Annotated in this window: 21 protein-coding genes; 6 read left to right on the top strand and 15 right to left on the bottom strand. The window is 60.1% G+C overall.

Going from position 1 to position 22,630, the window contains the following annotated elements:
• Positions 1–22: 22 nt before the first annotated feature.
• From KW840_RS02555 to KW840_RS02515, 9 genes are all read right to left on the bottom strand, one after another.
• Entirely contained in the window at positions 23–829 is an 807-nt protein-coding gene (locus KW840_RS02555; RefSeq protein ID WP_218494371.1) for a DUF4892 domain-containing protein, read from the bottom strand.
• An 8-nt stretch (positions 830–837) separates the two neighbouring features.
• Entirely contained in the window at positions 838–1,497 is a 660-nt protein-coding gene (locus tag KW840_RS02550; protein WP_218494370.1) for a glutathione S-transferase family protein, read from the bottom strand.
• 50 nt (positions 1,498–1,547) lie between these two features.
• On the bottom strand, positions 1,548–2,402 hold the full coding sequence (locus KW840_RS02545; RefSeq protein ID WP_218494369.1) for an alpha/beta hydrolase: 855 nt from the start codon (positions 2,400–2,402) through the stop codon (positions 1,548–1,550).
• Positions 2,399–3,205: an alpha/beta fold hydrolase gene (locus tag KW840_RS02540; protein WP_150754038.1), complete on the bottom strand. Its 807-nt coding sequence runs from the start codon at positions 3,203–3,205 to the stop codon at positions 2,399–2,401. Before KW840_RS02540 ends, KW840_RS02545 begins: the two co-directional genes overlap by 4 nt.
• A gap of 113 nt (positions 3,206–3,318) precedes the next feature.
• Positions 3,319–3,762 (bottom strand): hotdog fold thioesterase, encoded by a 444-nt coding sequence (locus KW840_RS02535; protein ID WP_008003274.1) that lies wholly within the window; start codon positions 3,760–3,762, stop codon positions 3,319–3,321.
• Between the two features lie 32 nt (positions 3,763–3,794).
• Positions 3,795–5,462, bottom strand: a complete 1,668-nt coding sequence (locus KW840_RS02530) for an AMP-binding protein (protein ID WP_218494368.1) — start codon at positions 5,460–5,462, stop codon at positions 3,795–3,797.
• 200 nt (positions 5,463–5,662) lie between these two features.
• On the bottom strand, positions 5,663–6,118 hold the full coding sequence (gene sixA, locus KW840_RS02525; RefSeq protein WP_218494367.1) for a phosphohistidine phosphatase SixA: 456 nt from the start codon (positions 6,116–6,118) through the stop codon (positions 5,663–5,665).
• On the bottom strand, positions 6,115–6,462 hold the full coding sequence (locus KW840_RS02520) for a DUF4389 domain-containing protein (protein ID WP_218494366.1): 348 nt from the start codon (positions 6,460–6,462) through the stop codon (positions 6,115–6,117). Before KW840_RS02520 ends, sixA begins: the two co-directional genes overlap by 4 nt.
• Positions 6,463–6,493: 31 nt before the next feature.
• Positions 6,494–7,519, bottom strand: coding sequence for an NAD(P)H-dependent glycerol-3-phosphate dehydrogenase (locus tag KW840_RS02515; RefSeq protein ID WP_150812165.1), 1,026 nt, complete (start codon positions 7,517–7,519; stop codon positions 6,494–6,496).
• A 195-nt stretch (positions 7,520–7,714) separates the two neighbouring features.
• On the opposite strand from KW840_RS02515, the gene KW840_RS02510 reads away from it, so the two are divergent.
• From KW840_RS02510 to KW840_RS02485, 6 genes are all read left to right on the top strand, one after another.
• Complete coding sequence (locus KW840_RS02510) at positions 7,715–9,838, top strand: TonB-dependent receptor domain-containing protein (protein ID WP_218494365.1); 2,124 nt, start codon at positions 7,715–7,717, stop codon at positions 9,836–9,838.
• A 1-nt stretch (position 9,839) separates the two neighbouring features.
• Positions 9,840–10,772, top strand: a complete 933-nt coding sequence (locus KW840_RS02505; protein WP_218494364.1) for an ABC transporter substrate-binding protein — start codon at positions 9,840–9,842, stop codon at positions 10,770–10,772.
• Complete coding sequence (locus KW840_RS02500) at positions 10,769–12,670, top strand: ATP-binding protein (RefSeq protein WP_218494363.1); 1,902 nt, start codon at positions 10,769–10,771, stop codon at positions 12,668–12,670. Before KW840_RS02505 ends, KW840_RS02500 begins: the two co-directional genes overlap by 4 nt.
• Before the next feature lie 247 nt (positions 12,671–12,917).
• A complete protein-coding gene (fabA, locus tag KW840_RS02495; RefSeq protein WP_003227150.1) occupies positions 12,918–13,433 on the top strand; it encodes a 3-hydroxyacyl-[acyl-carrier-protein] dehydratase FabA in 516 nt (171 codons plus the stop codon).
• Between the two features lie 11 nt (positions 13,434–13,444).
• Positions 13,445–14,665 (top strand): beta-ketoacyl-ACP synthase I, encoded by a 1,221-nt coding sequence (gene fabB, locus KW840_RS02490; protein ID WP_218494362.1) that lies wholly within the window; start codon positions 13,445–13,447, stop codon positions 14,663–14,665.
• A gap of 401 nt (positions 14,666–15,066) precedes the next feature.
• The gene (locus KW840_RS02485; protein WP_057713661.1) at positions 15,067–15,255 is read left to right on the top strand and encodes a hypothetical protein; all 189 of its coding nucleotides are present in this window, start codon (positions 15,067–15,069) and stop codon (positions 15,253–15,255) included.
• Between the two features lie 67 nt (positions 15,256–15,322).
• Here KW840_RS02485 and KW840_RS02480 read toward each other — a convergent pair whose 3' ends face one another.
• The 6 genes from KW840_RS02480 to cysM all read right to left on the bottom strand — a co-directional run bounded on the left by KW840_RS02480 (position 15,323) and on the right by cysM (position 22,591).
• Complete coding sequence (locus tag KW840_RS02480; RefSeq protein WP_218494361.1) at positions 15,323–16,270, bottom strand: hypothetical protein; 948 nt, start codon at positions 16,268–16,270, stop codon at positions 15,323–15,325.
• Positions 16,271–16,428: 158 nt separating this feature from the next.
• Positions 16,429–16,971: a DUF2058 domain-containing protein gene (locus KW840_RS02475; protein ID WP_057713659.1), complete on the bottom strand. Its 543-nt coding sequence runs from the start codon at positions 16,969–16,971 to the stop codon at positions 16,429–16,431.
• Positions 16,972–16,999: 28 nt separating this feature from the next.
• Positions 17,000–17,833: a nucleoside triphosphate pyrophosphohydrolase gene (gene mazG, locus KW840_RS02470; protein ID WP_218494360.1), complete on the bottom strand. Its 834-nt coding sequence runs from the start codon at positions 17,831–17,833 to the stop codon at positions 17,000–17,002.
• Between the two features lie 137 nt (positions 17,834–17,970).
• The gene (gene relA / locus KW840_RS02465; RefSeq protein WP_090457279.1) at positions 17,971–20,214 is read right to left on the bottom strand and encodes a GTP diphosphokinase; all 2,244 of its coding nucleotides are present in this window, start codon (positions 20,212–20,214) and stop codon (positions 17,971–17,973) included.
• 122 nt (positions 20,215–20,336) lie between these two features.
• On the bottom strand, positions 20,337–21,689 hold the full coding sequence (gene rlmD, locus KW840_RS02460; RefSeq protein WP_057713656.1) for a 23S rRNA (uracil(1939)-C(5))-methyltransferase RlmD: 1,353 nt from the start codon (positions 21,687–21,689) through the stop codon (positions 20,337–20,339).
• Positions 21,689–22,591, bottom strand: coding sequence for a cysteine synthase CysM (gene cysM / locus KW840_RS02455; RefSeq protein WP_057713655.1), 903 nt, complete (start codon positions 22,589–22,591; stop codon positions 21,689–21,691). Before cysM ends, rlmD begins: the two co-directional genes overlap by 1 nt.
• Between the last annotated feature and the right edge of the window lie 39 nt (positions 22,592–22,630).

Raw genomic sequence — 22,630 nt, 5'->3', positions numbered from 1 at the left:
GTACGCGCTCGCCCGGTACAGCCTAGCGCAATAGCTCGATGTGCAGGCCAGAGCCTTCGGCACTGCCGACTTCCATCCGCGCGGTACGCACGCCCTGGCCAATCAGGGCCTGACGCCAGGCTTCGGCGTTCGCTCCGGAAATGCTGACCCGCAAGGTGGTGTCCAGATTCAGTCCGCGAGAAATCAAGCGGAGCCAGGTCTCGTCAGGTGCGCTGTTCAGCGTGGCAAAATCGAGCTCGCCGGTGCTCTTGAGTTCACGCAGCAAGGTCGCGGAGGTCGGCAACAACTCACCCAGCGGTGTCGAAGCCTCGAACTGTTCGACATGCAGGTAGGCTTTGCGATTACCCCGGGTGATGCTGTACAGCGCAACGAGCGTGTTGTCCCTTGGAGCGGCAAGTCGCAGCAACAAATAGGCTTGCTGATCGTCGGCGCCGTACAGCTTGGCGTTGCCAAAGACCTGGTTGGCCCAGAGGCTGCTTTCACCGCAATCGCGCGCCTGGCACCAGAAGAGCAACCCGGCGTCCTGCTGTTGCAAAGCCTCGCGGGCAGCGGTGAACGCCTCGATGGATGAATGCTCCGAGGGTAATTCGTAGGTCACCGAAGTGACGTTGCCGCGGGCACTGACCTGGCCGTCGAATCGTAACTGGCCACTGATTTTACGGATCGAGCCCAACGGGTAGATCCGCTCCAGTTCGGCGGCGGGGCGATAGTCGACAATCTGGGCGTCGACCATGCGCGGCACTATCGGCAGGTCCTGACTGCCCGGAACATCGGCGGCGAATAACAAGGGACTGAAACTGCACAGCACCAGCAAACTGAATGAACGCATGGATAGACTCATCGGATCAGCATGGCCTGGGCGCCCTTGATAATACTGGCTTCATCGGCGCGTTTCGGTACTTGCAGGCCACGCTGCACCGCCGGCCGGTCCTCCATGGTTGCCATCCAGCGTTGCAACGCCGTCAAGCCTTCCACCGAGACGCCCGACCACTCGTAGCCGCGCACCCAGGGAAAGGTGGCAATGTCGGCAATGCTGTACTGATCGGCGAGGAACTCCACGCCTTGCAACCGCGTGTCGAGCACTTCGTAGAGGCGACGGGTTTCATGCTGATACCGGTCGATGGCACCGTGGAGTTTTTCCGGAAAGTAGCGGAAGAACACGTTGGCCTGGCCCTGCATCGGTCCGATGCCCCCCATCTGGAACATCAGCCATTGCAATACCAGCGAACGCCCCTTCGGGTCCGATGGCATCAGTTTGCCGGTCTGTTCAGCGAGGTAAATCAGGATGGCGCCTGACTCGAACACGGCGAAATCGCCATTGGCGCGGTCGACAATCGCCGGAATCCGGCCATTGGGGTTGATCTTGAGGAAGTCCGCGGACTTCTGCTCCTTTTTGTCGAAACTCAAGGCATGCACCGTGTAGGGCAGGCCGAGTTCCTCGAGCACGATAGAGACCTTGTGGCCATTCGGGGTCGCAGCGGTGTAGAGATCTATCATGGTTGTCTCCCTTTTCAACCCGCCAAGCCTCGACAGTTGCCCGGCGCAAGTCAAGGAATGGCGAAAAACCGATTGAAACAGTCTGCGACAAGATCGGCACCAGACTCATCATTGAGGTGCAAATGGTGGCCGCCTGGCAGCTGTTCCCGGCTAAAGGGTAGACGCTCCAGCAACTCTGGGTGTTTGGCGAGCATGCCGTCGGCGGCAACCACCAGTGTTGCAGGACACTTGACCCGCTGGACGAAGGCCATGGCCTGTTCGGTGGTAAGACGCAGCGGCGATGGCAGTGTGAGGCGATTGTCGGTGCGCCAGGTGTAACCGCCCGGCACCGGCATCAGGCCACGCTGCGCCAGCAGTTCTGCGGCCTCGCGGCTGACCGCCACCAGGCCTTTCATGCGCGCTTCGATGGCTCGGTCGAGGGTGTCGTAGACCGGTTTGCGCTTTTCCCGCAGATCCAGTTGCGCCTGCAGGGCCATGCCCATGCGCTCGGCAGCGTTTTCACCTTTGTCTGTAGGAGGAATGATGCCGTCGATCAACGCCAGGTGGGTGACCCGCTCGGGCATCGACCCGGCGATGATCAACGAAGCAATGGCGCCCATCGAATGCCCCATCAACGCAAACTTCTTCAGCCCAAGCTGTTCGGCGACTTGCAGCACGTCGTGGGCATAGTCCCACATGGCGTAGCCGGCTCCCGGCGGGCGATGCCCGGAATGACCGTGACCGGCCATGTCCAGGGCGATGATGCGCAGGCCTTTAAGCTTCGGCGCCAGACGGGCAAAACTGTTGGCGTTGTCCAGCCAGCCATGCAGGGCAATGACCGGCAATCCGTCTTCAGGACCGAACAGGTGCGCCGCCAGTTCGATATGCGGCAGGCTCAGGCGGACCTCTTCGACGACGTGGTTCATGCGCAATCCTGTTGTCGACGGCCGTCCCAACGGTAGAACAGGCCTTTGAGCATGTCAGCGGTATCAAGGGGACGTTCGAGCGGAAACATGTGGCCGCCAGGCATGGTCAACGACTCGCCCAACGGCAGGCGGTCGACCGAACTGGCGTGATGGCGCATCACCACGCGGCTGTTGTGCCCGCGTACCACCGCCAGCGGCACTTGCAACTGCCGGGTGCTGCCCGGGCTGGTGTGCGGTACACCGCGATAGATACTGATTTCCGTGGCCGGGTCGAACCGCAGGCGCAACTTGTCGCCGACCTGATGCAAGCCGTGTTGCAGGTAGGCATCGAAACATTCCGGGTCGAAGCCACGAAACAGGGTTTTTCCAGCGAAATACTTCCGGGCGCTTTCCAGGTCGGCGAATTCTTCACGGCGGCCCAGGGTACGCCCGGCCGGGGTCAAGCGGTCGATGAAACCAAAGCGTTTGGCCGCCCGTATGACCCATTGATCGGTCCGGGTCAGCACTGGCGAGTCGAGCATCACCACGCCGCGATACAACTCGGGGCAACGCAAGGCCGCATGCAGGTGCAACACGCCACCGAAGGAGTGACCGACGCCCCACACGGGTTCGGCCTGTTGTTGCAGGTGATGGATCAGCTCATCCACCAGGTTGTACCAATTGTCGTCCGCCGGGAAACGCGGGTCGTGGGCGTGCTGCTCCAGATGCGTCACCTGAAACTCGGGTGCCAGCGCCGCAAACAACTTGCCGTAGGTCCCCGAAGGAAAACCATTGGCGTGGGCGAAAAAGATCTGTTGCGACATACCTGCAAATCCATGAGCGAGAACAGGTGTAGATTGTCCGCAAGACCGCGTCCTACAGCAATGACCGTAACTGACAGGAATGATGACAGTCCGGTCAAAGCTATGGTTTTGGTTCAACGCGCCGGCGGATTCTCACCCAAGGGCACCACAGCCATGGTCAGTCGCGACACACAACTGGCCTTGCCCTCATCGCTGGTCAACCGAATGTCCCAGACATGGGTCGTGCGGCCGATGTGGATCGGCTTGGCCACCGCCGTCACCCGTCCGCTGCGCAGGCCGCGCAAATGGTTGGCGTTGATTTCCAGGCCCACGCAATAGAATTTGCTGGCATCGATGCACAGGTAGCTGGCCATCGAGCCGACCGATTCGGCCAGCACCACCGAGGCACCGCCATGCAGCAAGCCGTAAGGCTGATGGGTGCGGTGATCGACGACCATGCTGGCGGTCAGGGACTCATCGTCAAAAGCTTCGAAACGGATGTCCAGCACTTCGCCGATGGTGTTTTTCTGGATTGCGTTCAACTGCTCGATGTTCGGGGTGGTGCGCCACAGGCTCATCGCAGAGTTTCCTCGTTGGTTTTGTTCGTGGATCAATCCTGCCACAGCACCGCTTCGCTGCGCTCGCTCCATTCCTCAAAGCGTTCACCGTAAGCCGCTTCGATCACGTTGCGCTTGATCTTGAGGGTCGGGGTAAGAAAGCCGTTTTCCACGGCCCAACTGTCCTTGACCACCACCAGGCGCCGAAGTTGTTCATGCTTGTCGAGGGCACCATTGACCTCCTCCAGCAGTTTTTCCAGGCTCGAATGCAAACCGGCGCGCGCGGCCCCGCCGGCATCCTGTTGGCCCACCGCCGACAACACGCACAAACCCAGCGGCGCACTCAAGCCATCGCCCACCACGCAAACCTGTTCGATGCGCGAATGCACGGCCAGGCGATTTTCAATCGGTGCCGGGGCCACGTACTTGCCTTTGCTGGTCTTGAAGATTTCCTTCAGGCGCCCGGTCAGGCGCAGATTGCCTTCGGCGTCCTCCTCGCCCTTGTCGCCGGTACGCAGGAAGCCGTCCTCGGTAATGGTGTCGGCGGTTTTTTCCGGTTCCTTGTAATACCCGAGCATGGTCGCACCACTGCGCACCATGACCTCCCCCGTCTCGGCGATCCGCACTTCGACTTCCGGACACGGCTTGCCGATCCAGCCCGGTTTGTTCTGGCCCGGCAGGCCGATGTGGGAGTAGCCGCAACTCTCGGTCATGCCGTAGACCTCCAGTACGTCCAGTCCCAGTTTGCGGTACCACTGCAACAAGGTCTGCGGCACCGGAGCCGCGCCGGACAACGCGATGCGCAACGCATCCAGCCCCAACCCGGCAAGGACTTTATGTCCGACCCGTTTGCCGATGATCGGCAGGCCGAGCAGGAAGTCGAGACGTTTTGCCGGGATCTTGCTGTACACGCCCATCTGGAATTTGGTCCAGATGCGCGGCACGCCAAACAGTGCGGTCGGGCGCGCACGGCGCAGGTCGGTGAGGAAGGTATCGAGGCTCTCGGCGAAAAACACCGTTTGGCCGGTATAGATCGATGCCAGCTCGACGAACATGCGCTCGGCAACGTGGCACAGCGGCAGGTAGGACAACAGCCGGTCCGACTCGTTGAGACCGAACAACGCAGTGCCGCGGGTGGTGGCAAACCCCAGAGTGCCGAAGCTGTGCATCACACCCTTGGGCATGCCCGTGGTGCCGGACGTGTAAATGATGGTCGCCAGTTGATCGGCGTCGGGCTTGGGATTGTCCTGGATGGGCGAACTGCGTTGCAGGTCGTCCCAACTGAAATCAAAGTCGCCGGGAGGATGCAGGGGCAGGCTGATGGTCGGCAGGTCGGGGCTGACACCACGGGACATACCTGGCCAGTCGTCGAGCTTGCCGATGAATGCCAGCGCTGCTTGCGAATGTTCGAGTACCTGGGCAACGGTCTCGGCGGTCAGGTTTGGGTACAACGGCACCGACACATGCCCGGCCATCCAGATCGCGAGATCGGCAACTATCCAGTGCGCACAGTTCTTCGAGATCAGGGCGATATGGCTACCCTGCGGCAGTTCCCGCGCTCGCAGCCAGTGGGCTGCGCAGCGTGCTTGATGACCGACGTCCGCCCAGGTCAAGGTCTCGACCTGGCCGCCTCCGACAGGCTGGACCAGAAAGCGCTGGCGGGGATGACGGGCCTCACGCTCGTAGAAAACGTCCAGCGGCAAACGAAAAGCAGCAGACATGCGACTCGCTCCTGTGATTTTGGTCTGGAGCAAGCGTAGTCAACCAAGCAAGTGCTTGGTTGATTATTTCATACAAAACTTTTCGGGTTATGACGTACCTGTGGGAGCGTGGCTTGCCCGCGATGCAGGCTCCGCGGTTTATCAGGCATGACCGAGTCGATGCCTTCGCGGGCAAGCCACGCTCCCACAGAAAAGCGGTGTTACGGATGCTTGATGCTGTCGAGTTTCATTGACCCGACCAGCAGCTCTTCACCCTTGAGCTCCGCCAGACCGGCAGTGCTGACCCTTTCCGGCGGATGTCCGGCACCATGCTGCAGGTAGCTCAGCAGATTCCCCACCAGCGGATTGTGACTGACCAACAAAACGTTGCTTACCGCGACCATCTGTTCGGCCACCTTGTCCGGCTCCGTGTCCGGTGTCAGCCACTCGACGGTGCGGATTTCCGGTTCGAAACCCAATGCGTCTCGTACCAGTTGCGCTGTTTCCTGCGCTCGCAGGTACGGGCTGGCGTAAATGCCGGTCAGTGGCTGACCCATCAGCTCTGCGGCGATTTTCAATACTTCCTTACGACCGTTATCCGTCAATTCCCGCTCCGAATCGTGGGGGCGGGAGCCGTGTGGTACAGCTTCACCATGACGCAATACCCAGAGTTTCATAGCTTGGGTTCCTCATCTCGGGCCGGATGCGGTGCCGGTGCCACGACATGCGGAGCCTCACCTTCCGGTGTACGCGGCGTCGGCCAGTCGGCGAACGGCCAAGGCTTCTGGTCGCTGTGAAAGCTGCCGAAACGACCGATCTGCGCCAGAAACTGGCTCAGGCTGTCGCCGAAATTCATCAGGCTGGCGCTTGGGGCGCCATAAAACAAACGATAGATCAACTGGACCAGCACGACGGCGCCGAGGATGAACTGCGCCACTTGCCACACCAGAACGAAGACGATCATCCACAGCACCCGCAGCAGGATGGACTCGTACTTGGCTTCTATTTTTGGATCGTTCATGCGCAACTCCCTGCTTTTCTGGCAAGCGTGATTAGTTGAAACCACTGGTGGAAATAAAGTCGACGTCGGTTTTCGGCTCGCCACGCATTAACAGACCGATGACCTGCTCCAGCGTGCGCCCCTCGAACAGGATCGCGTGCAGCCCGGCGACCAGCGGCATGTACACGCCAACCTCCTGGGCCTTGGCCTTGAGCACTTTAAGGGTATTGACCCCTTCGGCGACTTCGCCCAGGCGCGTGACCGCCTCGTCCAGGCTCAGGCCCTGGCCGAGGGCGAAGCCGACCTGATAGTTGCGGCTCTTGGGCGACGAACAGGTCACGATCAGATCGCCCACGCCGGCCAGCCCCAGGAAGGTCATCGGGTTGGCACCCTGGTTCACCGCGAAGCGGGTCATTTCCGCCAATGCCCGGGTAATCAGCATGCTCTTGGTATTTTCTCCCATGCCCAGCGCCACCGCCATGCCGGCGATGATCGCGTAGACATTTTTCAGCGCTCCACCCAGCTCCACGCCGAAACGATCGGCGCTGGCGTAGACACGAAAGGTGCGTCCGTGCAGCGCGGCCTGAACCTGCTGGCAGAGTTCTTCGTCTTCACTGGCGACCACCGTGGCGGTCAGCGCGTGCTCGGCGATTTCACGGGCCAGGTTGGGTCCGGACAGGACGCCGATGCGCGCCTGCGGGGCGATCTCTTCGAGGATCTCGCTCATCAACTTGAACGTGTGGGCTTCGATGCCTTTGGTCAGGCTCACGAGCATTTTGCCGGTCAAGCGTTCGGCGTGCGGCACCAACACCGAGCGCAGCGCACTGGAGGGCAATGCGACGAAACACAGGTCGCAGGCGTCCAGGGTGGCTTGCAGGTCGGTGACCGGCGTGACGCCGGGCAGAATCTTGATGCCTTTGAGGTAACGCGGGTTCTCGCGATTGACCCGAATGGCCTCGGCCTGTTCGGGGTCACGCATCCACTGAAGGACCTGATGCCCGTTCTCGGCCAGCAGATTAGCCACGGCGGTTCCAAAACTTCCGCCTCCCAGGACCGCAATCGGGCGCTGTTCAGTCATATGCAATCCGTTAATCCATACCAGTGGCGATGTCGGCATTATACGGGGCAGTCCATCGACGGCCAGCCCCGACATCAAATACCTGCACCCGTAGGAAGAAGACCAATAAAACCGAGGAAAATGCAGACATCGTGAATGGAAAAGTCATTCGGCTCGGTTAACATGCGCGCCAACAATCACTGACAGGGATGTGTTGTGTCTCCGGGCTCTCCTTCACCGCATTCACCTCTGGTTCTGGCGCTGATTTTCAGCTCGCCGGCGCTGGCCGACGACTTGTTCCTGGACAGCGAACCTCTGCCGCAAGTACTCACCGCCACGCGCCTGAAGCAGTCGCCGGCGGCCGTGCCGGGAAGCATGACGGTGATCGACAGTGCCCTGATCCACGCCAGCGGTGCCCGTGACATCAGCGAACTGCTGCGCCTGGTGCCGGGGATGATGGTCGGCAACATCAGCGGCAATCAGGCGACGGTGAACTACCACGGCACCAATGCGAATGAAGCGCGGCGCATGCAAGTGCTGATCGACGGGCGCTCGGTGTATCGCGCCGGCCTGGCCACCGTGGACTGGAGTGACATTCCGGTGGCCATGGAAGACATCGAGCACATCGAAGTCTTTCGCGGACCGAATACCGTCAGCTACGGCGCCAACGCCCTGATGGCGGTGGTCAACATCATTACCCGGCGCCCGGCCGACAGTCACGGCACGCGGATGAAGGTCACCCGGGGCCAGCGCGGCATCAACGACTTTTACGCCAGCCAGGGCCTGGGCTGGGAGGATGGAGACATGCGCCTGTCCCTGTCCGGCCAGCAAGACGACGGCTTCGACACCGACAGAACCGGCGCTGACTACCATGACAGTCGTCGCCTCGAGCGCTTCAACCTTACCGTCAGCCAGAGCCTCGACGAACGGCAAAGCCTCGATTGGCAATTGAATGCCAAGGACGGCACCAACCAGCGGCCCTATACCTACCGGCCGGTGTTCCCGGGAATTACCCGCGCCGGCGACGACTCCGACGTCACCGCCAAGGACTACGCCGGGTCATTACGCTGGAATCTGGACGTCAATCCCGACCACAGCCTTTACATCCAGGGTTCGGCCCAACACTGGGATCGCCAGCAAACCTGGCGCGCCTGCGATGCAGAAGTTTCGTTCAGCCCGCAGCTGACCGAACTCTGGCAGTTGAACCCGAACTACACCGAGCGCCTGGCCCGCAATATCACGCGTTTCATCGGCTCTGGTGCGCCGGCCGGCACGCCCGCCGAGCAGGCGCTGGCCAACCAGGTACTCGATCAATGGCGCAACGGCGCGAGCCAGACCGTTTGCGGCGACATCGACCAGAGCACCCGGGAATCGCGCTACGACCTCGAACTGCAGGACACCCTGAGCCTTGCCGATAACCTGCGACTGGTCAGCGGGATAAACTACCGTTACGACCGGGCGGATTCCGAGACCTACTTCAATGGCACTCTCGATGACAGGATCTGGCGAGCGTTCGGCCAGTTCGAGTGGCGTGCCACCGAACACTGGCTGCTACAAGGCGGCGCCATGTTCGAGGACACCCGGTTGACCGGCAGCTCGCTGACACCTCGCATGGCGGTCAACTACCTGATCAACCCGCGCCACGGCTTGCGTGCGGTGTACTCCGAGGCCATCCGCTCACCGAACATGTTCGAGAACAACGTCAACTGGAGTTATCAGGTCACCAACCTCAAACCCGGTGCGTTTGGCCAGTCCAGCGCCCGTTATTTCGTCAAGACCCGTGGCCCCGGCGACCTTGATCAAGAGCACATGCGCTCCCGGGAACTGGGCTACAACGGCTATTTTCCCGAACCGGGGCTGGCGCTCGACGTGAAGCTGTTCCACGACGAAATCACCGGCATGATCAGTGAGCCGCTGCGCAACAATCAGTACATTGCCAGCAATGCCAACAAGGCGCGCTTTTCGGGGGTCGAAACCCAGCTCGACTGGCGTGTCGGCAGCCTCGATCGCCTGCGACTGACTTATGCCTACGTCGATACCGATGCCAGCAATCCGCTGGATGCCAGGCAGACTGCAAGTAACAGTGGTTCGGCCGGATGGCTGCGCGATTGGGGCCAAGGCTGGAACAGTGCGCTTTTCTACTATGGCGACGACGCCCTCAACGGCTACCGCTTCGAACGGGTCGATGCGCGCATCGCCAAACGTATCGCCTTGGGCAAGGCCAGCCTGGAACTGGCCGGGGTGCTCCAGCAACGGCTGGACAATCAGCCGACCACCTTCATCGACAATAATTATGACCAGCGCCAGGTGATGTATTTCAGCGCCGAGCTGGAGCTTTAAGATGCCGAATCGCCCGGCCTGCAGAATGCCGCCCCTGGGTCGGCTGCTGGTCATACTTTGCCTGCTGACAAGCGGCCTGCTGGGCAGCCTGGCGAGTAACGCGGCCGACATTTTGCTCACGGGGGCCGAAGACAGCCCCGGTGTGCGGGCGTTTACCCAGGCCCTGAGCGAGTTGCGACCACGCGATAACGTACGCTTCCAGACGCTGGCCAAAATGCCGATACCGGACAAGCTGCCGGAAAACATCCGCTTGATACTGCTCGACCTGCCCAGCCTCGACTGGCGCCTGCAAAACGCCCAGGGCCCGGCGACTCTCGTATTGCGCATCAGCCGCCTGCAAGCCCGGCAACGCTTGAACAATACGTTGCCTGCGCGCCTGTGCCTGCTATGGAGCGATCCACCACTGGATCGCCAGTTGCGCTTGACCCGCACGCTGTTGCCACAAGCCAGACGCATCGGCGTTCTCTACGACACCCACAGTGAATTCCTGTTGAATGAGCTGCGTCAGGCCGCCCTCCCCCTGGGTCTTGAGATCGTCACCCAGCGCTGGGACAACATTCACGACAGTCGTCCATTACAGGCACTGCTAAATAACAGCGACGTGTTGCTGGGACTTGACGATGCCGACCTGTACAACCCGCAAACCGCAAAGAACCTGCTGCTGAGCAGCTATTCGCGGCAAGTGGCCCTGATCGGACCGAACGCCGGATTCGTCAAGGCCGGAAGCCTGGCCAGCACCTATAGCGATCAGAGCGACTGGCTGGCGGTCCTCGATGAATTGCTCGACCAGCCACCGGCCACCTGGCCGCGCACGCACTATCCCCATCGATTCAAGGTCGCGAGCAACCCGCAAGTCGCACGTTCATTGGGTATCGAACAGATAAACGAAGCGTCTGTCGCCACACTGCTGGCTGAAGGAGAACGCCGTCCATGAGCTTGCGCCGTCGCTGGGACATCAACACTCGCACCCAACTGATCAGCCTCGGCCCTGCACTGCTGCTGACCTTGTTGCTGATCAGTTTCTTCACGTTCGTGCGCATCCAGGATCTGCGTCAGGAAATCTCCCACACCGGCCAGTTGATCGCCAATCAACTGGCCCCGGCCACCGAGTACGGCGTGATTTCGGGCAACATCGAAGTGCTCGAAACCTTGCTCAAGGCGACGCTGGCCACGCCCAACGTGAGTTTTCTGGAAATCCAGGACAGTGCAAACCGGGTTCTGGTGTACGTCGAACAACCGAGCGAACACCACAATCGCGCGCAACAGCTCGAAGTGTTCCAGGCACCGATACGGCTCCAGCGTATCGCGTTGCACAATGATTTTTTCCAGAGCAGCAAAACCGCCACTGCCGCCCCCACCGAGGACTACCTCGGTCGGGTGATCGTCGGGCTGTCCAACGATGCCTTCAGCCGGCGCCAACAGGAAATCGTGCTCAAGGCCGCCATCCTGGCGCTGTTTGCCCTGCTGTTTACCTTCATCGTGGCCCGCCGCCTGGCGGGCAGCCTGTCGAAACCGATCCGTGATATCGGCAATGCGGTCAAGGCGATCCAGGACGGCGATTACAACACACCGCTGCCCATTGTCGACGACACCGAGCTGGGGGCGCTGTCGCAACACATCAACAACCTCGCCATCGGTCTCGAGCAGGCCAGCCGCGAACAGCATCAGGCCATGGCGCAATTGATCCAGACCCGCGAAGAAGCGGAAAAGGCCAACAACGCCAAATCCGATTTCCTCGCGATGATGAGCCATGAACTGCGCACGCCGATGAATGGCGTACTGGGCATGCTGCAGTTACTGGAAACCACCGACATGACCGAGGAGCAGGTGGAGTATGCGGCGCTGGCCTCCGAATCCACCGAGCACTTGCTCAAGGTCATCAACGACATCCTGGATTTCTCGCGGATCGAACGTTCAGAGCTGGAACTGGAGCACATTGCATTCAACCTCACCGACCTGATCGGCAGTTGCGCCCAGTCGTTCCAGCACAGCGCCGCGCAACGCGGCCTGGACCTGCAACTGATGATCCCCGACGACATGCGCGGTTTGCAGGTCAAGGGCGACCCGACGCGTATCCGTCAGATACTGGTCAACCTGGTCGGCAATGCGCTGAAGTTCACCGAGCAGGGCCGCGTCACGATCGAGGCGCAGTGGCAGTCGCTGGACCACGAGTTGCTGTGGTTTACCTGCACCGTGCGCGACAGCGGCATCGGCATCCCGGCGCAAAGCCTGGAATTGATGTTCAACGCTTTCCAGCAGGCCGACAGTTCTATTTCAAGACGCTACGGCGGTACGGGGCTGGGCCTGCCGATTGCCCGTACCCTGGCCGAACGCATGGGCGGCACCTTGCGCGCGCAGAGTGAGGAAGGCCGCGGTTCGGTGTTCACCCTGGAAATTCCCCTGGCATTGCACCAGCAGACACAACCACTCCTACCCCCTCGCGCGCAATCGCGCAACAGCAACGGCGAAGGACGCAATGTGTTGTTGGTCGAAGACAACCCGGTCAACCAGACCGTCATCGAAGCCATGTTGCGCAGCCTGGGCTTCAAGGTCAGTGTCGCTGCCGACGGCGCGCAGGCGGTACGCAGCGCCGAGAGCCTGATCTTCGAAGCGATCCTGATGGATTGCCGCTTGCCGATCATCGATGGCTATGAAGCCACCCGACAAATACGCAATCTACCCGGTTGCACCGACCTGCCGATCATCGCCCTGACCGCCAATGCCTTGCAGGGTGACCGCGAAGCCTGTCTGTCGGCGGGGATGAACGATTACCTGGCCAAGCCGTTCAAACGGACTGATCTGCAGCAAATTCTTCAGCGTTGGGTGCAGTAGTACAGGCCTTTCGACCATCTGCGACTGGCGTGAAAGGCGAAAGTGCGGCAGTCTTAGTCACCCGAACAGGCCCGAAAAGGGGCTTGAATAATAATTTCAGTGCACAAGTGTACATTCATGTCCTTGGTGCTGTGACTTTCACCACAACGCAATAGTCTATGAGTAGGCTGCCGGTTCGAGGCATGAACGCTTCGATCGGCCGGGAAGATTTGCCCCACCTGCCGCATGGGACTATTGAGGAGCTCGCATGACCAAACAAAACGCCTTTACCCGGGAAGATCTGCTGCGCTGCAGTCGCGGTGAGCTGTTCGGCCCTGGTAACGCGCAACTGCCCGCCCCGAACATGCTGATGGTTGATCGCATCACCCTGATCAGCGAAGAAGGTGGCAAGTACGGCAAAGGTGAATTGGTCGCCGAGCTGGATATCAATCCGGACCTGTGGTTCTTCGCCTGCCACTTCGAAGGCGATCCGGTGATGCCGGGCTGCCTGGGCCTCGACGCCATGTGGCAACTGGTCGGCTTCTTCCTGGGCTGGCAAGGCCTGCCGGGCCGTGGCCGTGCGCTGGGTTCGGGCGAAGTGAAATTCTTCGGCCAGGTCCTGCCGACCGCCAAGAAAGTCACCTATAACATTCATATCAAGCGCGTCCTCAAGGGCAAGCTGAACCTGGCCATCGCCGACGGTTCGGTCACTGTCGACGGTCGCGAAATCTACACCGCCGAAGGCCTCCGGGTCGGCGTGTTCACCTCCACTGACAACTTCTAAGGGTTATCCGCATGCGCCGCGTCGTTATCACTGGTCTGGGCATCGTTTCTTGCCTGGGCAATGACAAAGAGACCGTCTCCGCTAACCTGCGTGCAAGCCGCCCTGGCATCCGGTTCAACCCGGAATATGCCGAAATGGGTCTGCGTAGCCAGGTTTCCGGCTCCATTGACCTCAACCTTGAAGAACTGATCGATCGCAAGATCTATCGCTTCGTCGGCCACGCGGCAGCTTATGCCTACCTGGCCATGAAAGACGCCATCACTGACTCCGGCCTGACCGAAGAGCAGGTTTCCAACCCGCGTACCGGCCTGATCGCCGGTTCCGGTGGTGCATCGACCTTGAACCAGATGGAAGCGCTGGACATCCTGCGCGAGAAAGGCGTCAAGCGCGTCGGCCCATACCGCGTAACGCGGACCATGAGCAGCACCGTTTCCGCTTGCCTGGCCACTCCGTTCAAGATCAAGGGCCTGAACTACTCCATCGCTTCTGCCTGCGCCACCAGTGCTCACTGCATCGGTACCGCCATGGAACAGATCCAGATGGGCAAGCAGGACATCGTCTTCGCCGGCGGCGGTGAAGAAGAGCACTGGAGCCAGTCGTTCCTGTTCGACGCCATGGGCGCCCTGTCCAGCAAGCGCAACGACAGCCCGGAAAAAGCTTCCCGTGCCTACGACGCAGACCGTGACGGTTTCGTCATCGCCGGCGGTGGCGGCATGGTCGTGGTTGAAGAGCTGGAACATGCTCTGGCCCGCGGCGCGAAGATCTACGCGGAAATCGTTGGCTACGGCGCGACCTCCGACGGCTACGACATGGTTGCCCCGAGCGGCGAAGGCGCGATCCGCTGCATGCAGCAGGCGCTGTCCACCGTCGACACCCCGATCGACTACCTGAACACCCACGGCACTTCGACCCCGGTCGGCGACGTCGCGGAAATGAAAGGTGTGCGTGAAGTGTTCGGCGACAAGGCTCCGGCCATCAGCTCCACCAAGAGCCTGTCGGGTCACTCCCTGGGCGCTGCCGGCGTTCACGAAGCGATCTACTGCATGCTGATGATGGAAGGCAACTTCATTGCCGGCTCCGCCAACATCGACGAGCTGGACCCTGAAGTGGCCGACCTGCCGGTGCTGACCAAGACCCGCGAAAACGCCACCATCAACACCGTGATGAGCAACAGCTTCGGTTTCGGTGGCACCAACGCCACTTTGGTACTGAAGCGCTGGGAAGGTAAGTAATTTCCCTCTGCTGAGTCGCACATGAAAACGCCCCGACTGGTTCGGGGCGTTTTTTTTTGGCCTCAAAGAATTCGACACCACAACCATTGTGGGAGCGAGCTTGCTCGCGATGAGGGAGTGTCAATCGACATCATTGCTGTCTGACCCACCGCCATCGCGAGCAAGCTCGCTCCCACAGTTTCAGTGCTCGACACTGGATTTGTGGTGCCTTCAACATGAAACGTTTGTCATGAAACTTAACACCCTGCGACTGAATGTCGCGGATTCCGCGGGCTGCAGGACTGTTTCCATTTTTGCAAAAAACCGTTACCAAACTCAGTTATTTACTTAGCAAGCTAACAAAACATATAACAGAGTCCTGCACACGCCTTGCTGCAGATAACAGAGATTGGAGCTAGCAGATGACTGTAAAAGTAACTGAACGCGACGATTCACATAAATCCCACGAGGGTGTAGCCGCCGGTATCCGGATCTGGGACGTGCATCAACAAGACCTGCTGGTCGGGATGTTCCACTCCGAGATCGACGCGCAAAACTACAGGGCCGAACTGGAAATGCTCGAGCGCAACCGCGAGCTCGCAACCGGTTGAAGACAGACTCCACCACCGTGCAGTCTGCCCCTTCCCGCACGGGCAGGCTGCAACCGAAGCACGCGGCTCAGGCAATCTGAATGACCGCTAAATGAAGGGAGTCGTCGATCACCACCGAAGGAACAACACCGACGATCCAGCCCGCCTCAAGTTTCACCACCTCGCACTCACCATCGCCCATGCCGTCATTGCGGACGGCAAACTGAAGCGAAGATAGATGACGCTTGCCGTCATCGAAGTCCATGCCACAGGCGATCAGGAAATCGATTTTGGCCCCCGCCAGTTCAACCTCCTTGTCCCGTTCACCGTCTTTCAACACCGCATAATCGAGGCACAAGTTGATACCGAATGGGCAACCCACTACAAGACTATTAATAAATATTCCTTCGTAGCCACCAAAGTAACTGTGCTCGGCCTGTACACTACTGACCTTCTTTACCCGTACCACAATCTCATCGAACAACTTGAAAAACCAGTACCCGTCTTCCGAGCCTACATGTCTTCCAAAATCGATGCCTGACACATAACGCTTCGGCCACATCGACATCAGCGGCATGTCGACCTCGTATTCCTTATTGGAAATTGTGAGCACATAATTAATGACATCGTAATAGCTCGACTCCCCCTCTCCCACCTTGATCAGCGTCGCACAACTTCCCGCCAATAAAACGATCTTGCCGTAGCGCTCCACTGGCAGATCACTTATCAACAGCGTCACACACTCGGTCACCTTCGTCAGATAAGCAGAGTTCAGTTCGTGAAGTTCCTGTTCATTACGGACTTCGTGCCAGGGAATGTTCCAGAAAAACTCAGGCAGGGTTACGAAAACGCACGCGGGCCTGCCGTGATCGTCGCGAGCAGCTTTCGCAGCGATCTTGATCTTTCGGCGCACAAGCTCCGCTCGTGTGACAAGCTCGTCGTCCAGATAGTCGTGAATGGATTGATCGGGTTGTCGCGGCTGTGAAAGCTGCGATTTAAAAGTAGGTTGGCGTAACGAGGCGATACTTACCAGCATTGACAATATCCTTATTCATTTAATTTCATTCCATTAGTTCTCTCCCCTGAGAATATTTCGGGCAAAAGAAAACCCGAGAGATCGTATCGACGCGATCTTTCGGGTTCAATTCATTAATCCAGCAATGTACTAACAAACATGTAATGGAAGAGGAGCGATTACCACATCAGATCATCAGGGATCTTGTAGGCCGCATACGGATCGTCCTCGACGCTGACTTCTTCGGTCTGCACATTCATCTGCACGATGCGTTGCGGGTCGCGCTCCTGAATCTTCAATGCCGCCTCGCGCGGAATCACTTCGTAGCCGCCAGCGTGATGCACGATGGCCAGCGAACCGCTGCTGAGCTTGTTGCGCATCAGGGTGTTGACGCAGATGCGCTTGACCTTTTTGTCGTCGACGAAGTTGTAGTAATCCTCGGTCGTCAATTTCGGCAGGCGCGAAACTTCGATCAATTGCTTGACCTGCGCGGCACGGGCCTTGGCCTCAGCCTTTTCCTGCTGCTGGCGGTTGAGCTCCTGGTCGCGCTTGACCTTCTCGGCCATGGCTTCCTGTGCCGCGCGCTGCTGGGAGTCATCCAGCTCGATCTGGCCTTTGTGGGCCAGGCGTTGCTGTTTCTGCTTGTCTTTGCTGACCTGCTTGGCCTGCTTCTGGTTGACCAGCCCTGCTTTGAGCAACTGGTCGCGAAGGGAAATGCTCATGGTGCTTATTACTCACTTAGGCCACTGCTCAACCGCAGCTGGGCAAATTCTTTTCCTGACGTTTGGCTTCGCCCCACAAGGCGTCCAACTCTTCGAGGGTGCAATCTTCCATGGGACGGCGGGTGTCGCGCAATGCCTGTTCGATAAAACGAAAGCGTCTTTCAAACTTGCCGTTGGCACTCCGCAGTGCGGTTTCCGGATCAACCTTGAGGTGCCGCGCCAGATTCACCACGGAGAACAGCAGGTCACCGATCTCTTCGGCCACGGCCTCGGGATCATTTTCCGACATGGCTTCGAGGACTTCATCGAGCTCTTCACGCACTTTGTCGAGCACCGGCAAGGCGTCCGGCCAGTCGAACCCGACCTGCCCCGCGCGCTTTTGCAATTTCGCCGAACGTGACAACGCCGGTAATGCAGCGGGGACGTCATCGAGCAATGACAGCTGTTCGGGCGCGCAGGACTTCTCTGCGCGCTCCTCGGCCTTGATCTCTTCCCAGCGCTGCTTGACCTGCTCTTCGCTGAGGCGCGGGACATCCAGCGGTGCATAGAGGTCGCCCGTAGGGAACACATGGGGGTGACGACGGATCAGCTTGCGGGTGATGCTGTCGACCACACCTTCAAACTCGAAGCGCCCTTCTTCCCGGGCCAACTGGCTGTAATACACCACCTGGAACAACAAGTCGCCGAGCTCCCCCTGCAAGTGATCGAAGTCACCGCGCTCAATGGCGTCGGCGACTTCGTAGGCTTCTTCCAGAGTGTGGGGGACGATGGTGGCGTAAGTTTGCTTGATGTCCCACGGGCAACCGTACTGCGGGTCGCGCAGGCGGTTCATGAGGTGCAGCAGGTCTTCAAGTGAATACATCAATCTCTCTCACTGCAAAGTCCCTTGTGGGAGCGAGCTTGCTCGCGATAGCGGACAGTCAGACAACACCTGTGTTGAATGTTGAACCGTCATCGCGAGCAAGCTCGCTCCCACAGTGGATCGGCGCTGAACATGCATCACGGCGTACGGTTACGCCGGGTTTCGATGATATTCGGCAACTGGGAAATCCGCCCCAGCAACCGCCCCAATGCATCCAGCCCCGGAATCTCGATGGTCAGGGACATCAGCGCGGTGTTGTCCTCCTTGTTCGAACGGGTGTTGACCGCCAGCACGTTGATCCGCTCATTGAGCAAAACCTGCGAGACGTCACGCAGCAACCCGGAACGGTCGTAGGCGCGGATGATGATGTCCACCGGATAGGTGAGTACCGGTACCGGGCCCCAGCTGACCTGGATGATCCGCTCCGGCTCCCGCCCACTCAGTTGCAGCACCGAGGCGCAGTCCTGGCGGTGAATGCTCACGCCGCGGCCCTGGGTGATGTAACCGACGATGGCATCACCCGGCAATGGCTGGCAGCAGCCGGCCATCTGGGTCATCAGGTTGCCGACGCCCTGGATCTGGATGTCCCCGCGCTTGCCCGGTTTGTAGCCGGTGGCCTTGCGTGGTATGAGTTCAAGCTGTTCGTTGCCACGCTCCGGCTCGACCAGTTGCTGCGCGAGGTTTACCAGTTGCGCCAGGCGCAAATCCCCGGCGCCGAGGGCGGCGAACAGGTCTTCGGCGGTTTTCATGTTGGCCTTGTCGGCCAGCTTGTCGAAATCCACCGCTGGCAGGCCGAGGCGATTGAGTTCGCGCTCGAGCAAGGTTTTACCGGCCGCGACGTTCTGGTCGCGAGCCTGCAACTTGAACCAGTGAACGATCTTCGCCCGTGCCCGCGACGTAGTGACATAACCCAGGTTCGGGTTCAGCCAGTCACGGCTCGGGGTGCCGTGCTTGCTGGTGATGATCTCGACCTGTTCACCGGTTTGCAGGCTGTAGTTGAGCGGTACGATGCGCCCGTTGATCTTGGCGCCACGGCAGTTGTGACCGATCTCGGTGTGTACGCGGTAGGCGAAGTCCAGCGGGGTCGCGCCCTTCGGCAAGTCGATGGCGTGACCGTCCGGGGTGAAGATGTAGACCCGGTCCGGCTCGATGTCGACCCGCAGTTGCTCCGCCAGGCCACCGATGTCGCCCAGTTCTTCGTGCCATTCGAGCACCTGGCGTAGCCAGGAAATTTTCTCTTCGTAGTGATTGGAACCGGATTTGACGTCGGTGCCTTTGTACTTCCAGTGGGCGCATACCCCCAGCTCAGCCTCTTCGTGCATGGCGTGGGTGCGGATCTGCACTTCCAGTACCTTGCCTTCCGGACCGATCACCGCCGTGTGCAGCGAGCGGTAGCCGTTTTCCTTCGGGTTGGCGATGTAGTCGTCGAACTCTTTCGGGATATGCCGCCACAGAGTGTGGACGATGCCGAGCGCGGTGTAGCAGTCGCGCATTTCCGGCACCAGCACGCGCACGGCACGCACGTCATAGATCTGGCTGAACTCCAGACCCTTGCGCTGCATTTTGCGCCAGATCGAATAGATGTGTTTGGCCCGGCCGCTGATGTCGGCATCGACGCCGGTGGCCTGCAGTTCGTTTTTCAGCTGGCTCATCACGTCGCTGATGAAGCGCTCGCGATCCAGTCGCCGCTCATGGAGCAGCTTGGCGATCTGCTTGTACTGGTCCGGTTCCAGGTAACGGAAGGACAAGTCTTCCAGTTCCCACTTGATATGACCGATACCCAGCCGATGGGCCAATGGCGCGTAGATGTCGAAGACTTCACGGGCCACACGGTTGCGCTTTTCGTCGTCGGCGGTTTTCACCGCACGGATCGCGCACGTGCGTTCGGCCAGCTTGATCAGGGCAACGCGAACGTCGTCAACCATGGCCACCAGCATCTTGCGCAGGTTTTCCACCTGGCCCTGGGTGCCCAGCACCAGGGATTTTCGCGGACTCAGGCTGTCGCTGATCGCGGCCATGCGCTGCACGCCGTCGATGAGCTTGGACACCACCGGACCGAAGCGCTGGCTGACGGCGGGCAACTTGATCTGGCCTTCGCGCACGCCTCGATACAGGATCGCGGCGACCAAAGAGTCCTGGTCGAGTTTGAGATCGGCGAGGATCTCGGCGATCTCAAGCCCTGTACGGAAAGTCGAGTTACCTTCCGACCACAGATTCTGTGCCGCATTGGCTTGTTGTTCGGCCTCGCGAGCGTACTCGCAGGCCTCTTTCAAGGCTTCGCGATCCAGTGCCAGATCGACACTGACCGCATGATCGAGCCAAGCCTCGAGATTGATACTGCCGTCGGTGTTGATCGGCTGGTGTGCTCTCACCTGTACCATCTTGCTTACCTTCCCTACGACGCAGATTCAATGCGTCAAATCGCTGACCTTCGTTGCCGGTGCGCCCACGTCGGGCTGGGTGCGCGGCTGCACGGGCGGGCCAGTCGGACCAGACGAGCATCCTAGCTCGCTTCAAATAACGCCATGGCCTCGACATGTGCCGTTTGAGGAAACATATCGAGAATCCCGGCACGTTTTAACCGGTAGCCCTGCTTGATCAATTCGACCGTGTCGCGCGCCAGAGTTGCAGGGTTGCACGACACATACACCAAACGTTCGGCGCCCAGGCTCCTGAGCTTGCGCACAACCTCGAAAGCACCGTCACGCGGTGGGTCCAAGAGTACCGCACAAAAGCCTTCGGCGGCCCATTCGGCGTCCGTCAAAGGCTGGGATAAATCGGCCTGAAAAAACTTCGCGTTATGCAGATTATTGCTGGCCGCATTCGCCGCGGCCCGATCGACCATCACCTGCACGCCTTCGACCGCCACCACTTCACGAGCAGCCTTGGCCAGTGGCAAGGCAAAATTGCCCAGGCCACAGAACAGGTCGAGTACGCGCTCATCCGCTGTCGGCTTCAGCCAGTCCAGTGCCTGGGCGACCATCGCTTCGTTGACGGCGGCGTTGACCTGAATGAAATCCCCGGGACGATACGCCAGCTCCAGGTCCCACTGTTCAAGACGATAGCCCAACGATTGATCGGCCTCGACCGGTTGCGGTTCGCCATCGCCGTGCAGCCACAACTGGGCTTCATGGAACGCGCAGAATTCCTTGAGGATCGTCAGGTCGGCATCGGACAACGGCGCCATGTGCCGCAGTAAAACCGCCAGCGTCGAGCCGCTGAACAACTCCACATGCCCGAGTGCCTGGGGTTTGCTCAAGCGCCGCAGCATCTCCGGCAAGCGGGCCATGATCGGTTGCAAGGGCTGTACCAGCACCGGGCAGTCATCGATGCCCACGATGTCCTGGCTGCCAGCGGCACGGAAACCGACTTCGAGTTTTTTTGCCTTCATGTCCCAGCGCACCGCGACGCGGGCGCGACGGCGGTAAGCGAACTCCGCACCGCTCAATGGCGCCGCCCACTCATCGGGTTCGACGCCCGCGACTCTCGACAACTGCTCGGCGAGCATGCGCTGTTTCAGGGCAAGCTGTTCGTTGTGGGGCAGATGCTGCACGCTGCAACCGCCACAGCGGCCGGCATGGGCGCACGGTGCAGGGCGGCGTAATTCGCTGGCCTTGAACACCCGTTCGGTGCGCGCCTCGACCACTTTGCCATGGGCACCGAGGACGCGCGCCTCGATCTCTTCACCGGCCAATGCGCCGATGACGAACCAGGTGCGACCTTCGAAAAACGCGATACCGCGACCGTCATTGGCCAGGCGCTCGATGGTCAGGCGCTGCTTTTTGCCGGTCGGGACTTGCGGGGCCTTGCTGCCGCCGGTGGGCTGGAAGCGCAGGCCTCTTTCATGTTTGGCCATCAGTTGGGCGCGTCGAAAATGCCGGTCGACAAGTAACGGTCGCCACGGTCGCAGATGATCGCGACGATCACCGCGTTTTCAACTTCTTTGGACAGGCGCAACATTGCCGCCACGGCACCGCCCGAGGACACGCCACAGAAAATGCCTTCTTCGCGGGCCAGACGACGGGTCACGTCTTCGGCTTCGCTTTGCGCCATGTCGACGATCCGGTCCACGCGGTCAGCCTGGTAGATCTTCGGCAGGTATTCCTGAGGCCAGCGGCGGATCCCCGGGATCGCCGAGCCTTCCATCGGTTGCAGGCCGATGATCTGCACGTTGTCGTTCTGCTCTTTCAAGTAGCGCGACACACCCATGATGGTGCCGGTGGTGCCCATGGAGCTGACGAAATGGGTGATGGTGCCCTGGGTCTGGCGCCAGATTTCCGGGCCGGTGGTGGTGTAGTGCGCCTCGGGGTTGTCACCGTTGGCGAACTGATCCAGTACCTTGCCCTGGCCTTCGGCTTCCATCTTCTGCGCGAGGTCACGGGCGCCTTCCATGCCCTGCTCCTGGCTGACCAGAATCAGCTCGGCGCCATAGGCCGTCATGGCTGCCTTGCGCTCGGCGCTGGAGTTGTCGGGCATGATCAGGATCATCTTGTAACCCTTGATCGCAGCGGCCATGGCCAAGGCGATCCCGGTGTTGCCCGAGGTCGCCTCGATCAGCGTATCGCCGGCGTGGATCTGCCCGCGCAGCTCGGCGCGGGTGATCATCGACAGCGCCGGACGGTCCTTGACCGAACCCGCCGGGTTGTTCCCTTCGAGCTTGAGCAAAAGGGTATTGCTGGTGGCGCCGGGCAGGCGCTGCAAACGGACCAGCGGAGTGTTGCCGACGCAATCGGCGATGGTTGGGTACTGCAAGGTCATGGCGTATTCGCAATCCAGACTGCGGGGGCGACTATCATA

The sequence above is a fragment of the Pseudomonas sp. PDM30 genome, from assembly GCF_019218985.1.
GTDB classification, from domain to species: Bacteria; Pseudomonadota; Gammaproteobacteria; order Pseudomonadales; family Pseudomonadaceae; genus Aquipseudomonas; species Aquipseudomonas jessenii.
This window is presented reverse-complemented; position numbering and strand designations above follow the sequence as displayed.

Coding starts and splice junctions, on each gene's coding strand:
- KW840_RS02555 (WP_218494371.1), bottom strand. CDS start 829: ATGCGTTCATTCAGTTTGCTGGTGCTGTGCAGTTTCAGTCCCTTGTTA.
- KW840_RS02550 (WP_218494370.1), bottom strand. CDS start 1,497: ATGATAGATCTCTACACCGCTGCGACCCCGAATGGCCACAAGGTCTCT.
- KW840_RS02545 (WP_218494369.1), bottom strand. CDS start 2,402: ATGAACCACGTCGTCGAAGAGGTCCGCCTGAGCCTGCCGCATATCGAA.
- KW840_RS02540 (WP_150754038.1), bottom strand. CDS start 3,205: ATGTCGCAACAGATCTTTTTCGCCCACGCCAATGGTTTTCCTTCGGGG.
- KW840_RS02535 (WP_008003274.1), bottom strand. CDS start 3,762: ATGAGCCTGTGGCGCACCACCCCGAACATCGAGCAGTTGAACGCAATC.
- KW840_RS02530 (WP_218494368.1), bottom strand. CDS start 5,462: ATGTCTGCTGCTTTTCGTTTGCCGCTGGACGTTTTCTACGAGCGTGAG.
- sixA (WP_218494367.1), bottom strand. CDS start 6,118: ATGAAACTCTGGGTATTGCGTCATGGTGAAGCTGTACCACACGGCTCC.
- KW840_RS02520 (WP_218494366.1), bottom strand. CDS start 6,462: ATGAACGATCCAAAAATAGAAGCCAAGTACGAGTCCATCCTGCTGCGG.
- KW840_RS02515 (WP_150812165.1), bottom strand. CDS start 7,519: ATGACTGAACAGCGCCCGATTGCGGTCCTGGGAGGCGGAAGTTTTGGA.
- KW840_RS02505 (WP_218494364.1), top strand. CDS start 9,840: ATGCCGAATCGCCCGGCCTGCAGAATGCCGCCCCTGGGTCGGCTGCTG.
- KW840_RS02500 (WP_218494363.1), top strand. CDS start 10,769: ATGAGCTTGCGCCGTCGCTGGGACATCAACACTCGCACCCAACTGATC.
- fabA (WP_003227150.1), top strand. CDS start 12,918: ATGACCAAACAAAACGCCTTTACCCGGGAAGATCTGCTGCGCTGCAGT.
- fabB (WP_218494362.1), top strand. CDS start 13,445: ATGCGCCGCGTCGTTATCACTGGTCTGGGCATCGTTTCTTGCCTGGGC.
- KW840_RS02485 (WP_057713661.1), top strand. CDS start 15,067: ATGACTGTAAAAGTAACTGAACGCGACGATTCACATAAATCCCACGAG.
- KW840_RS02480 (WP_218494361.1), bottom strand. CDS start 16,270: ATGCTGGTAAGTATCGCCTCGTTACGCCAACCTACTTTTAAATCGCAG.
- KW840_RS02475 (WP_057713659.1), bottom strand. CDS start 16,971: ATGAGCATTTCCCTTCGCGACCAGTTGCTCAAAGCAGGGCTGGTCAAC.
- mazG (WP_218494360.1), bottom strand. CDS start 17,833: ATGTATTCACTTGAAGACCTGCTGCACCTCATGAACCGCCTGCGCGAC.
- relA (WP_090457279.1), bottom strand. CDS start 20,214: ATGGTACAGGTGAGAGCACACCAGCCGATCAACACCGACGGCAGTATC.
- rlmD (WP_057713656.1), bottom strand. CDS start 21,689: ATGGCCAAACATGAAAGAGGCCTGCGCTTCCAGCCCACCGGCGGCAGC.
- cysM (WP_057713655.1), bottom strand. CDS start 22,591: ATGACCTTGCAGTACCCAACCATCGCCGATTGCGTCGGCAACACTCCG.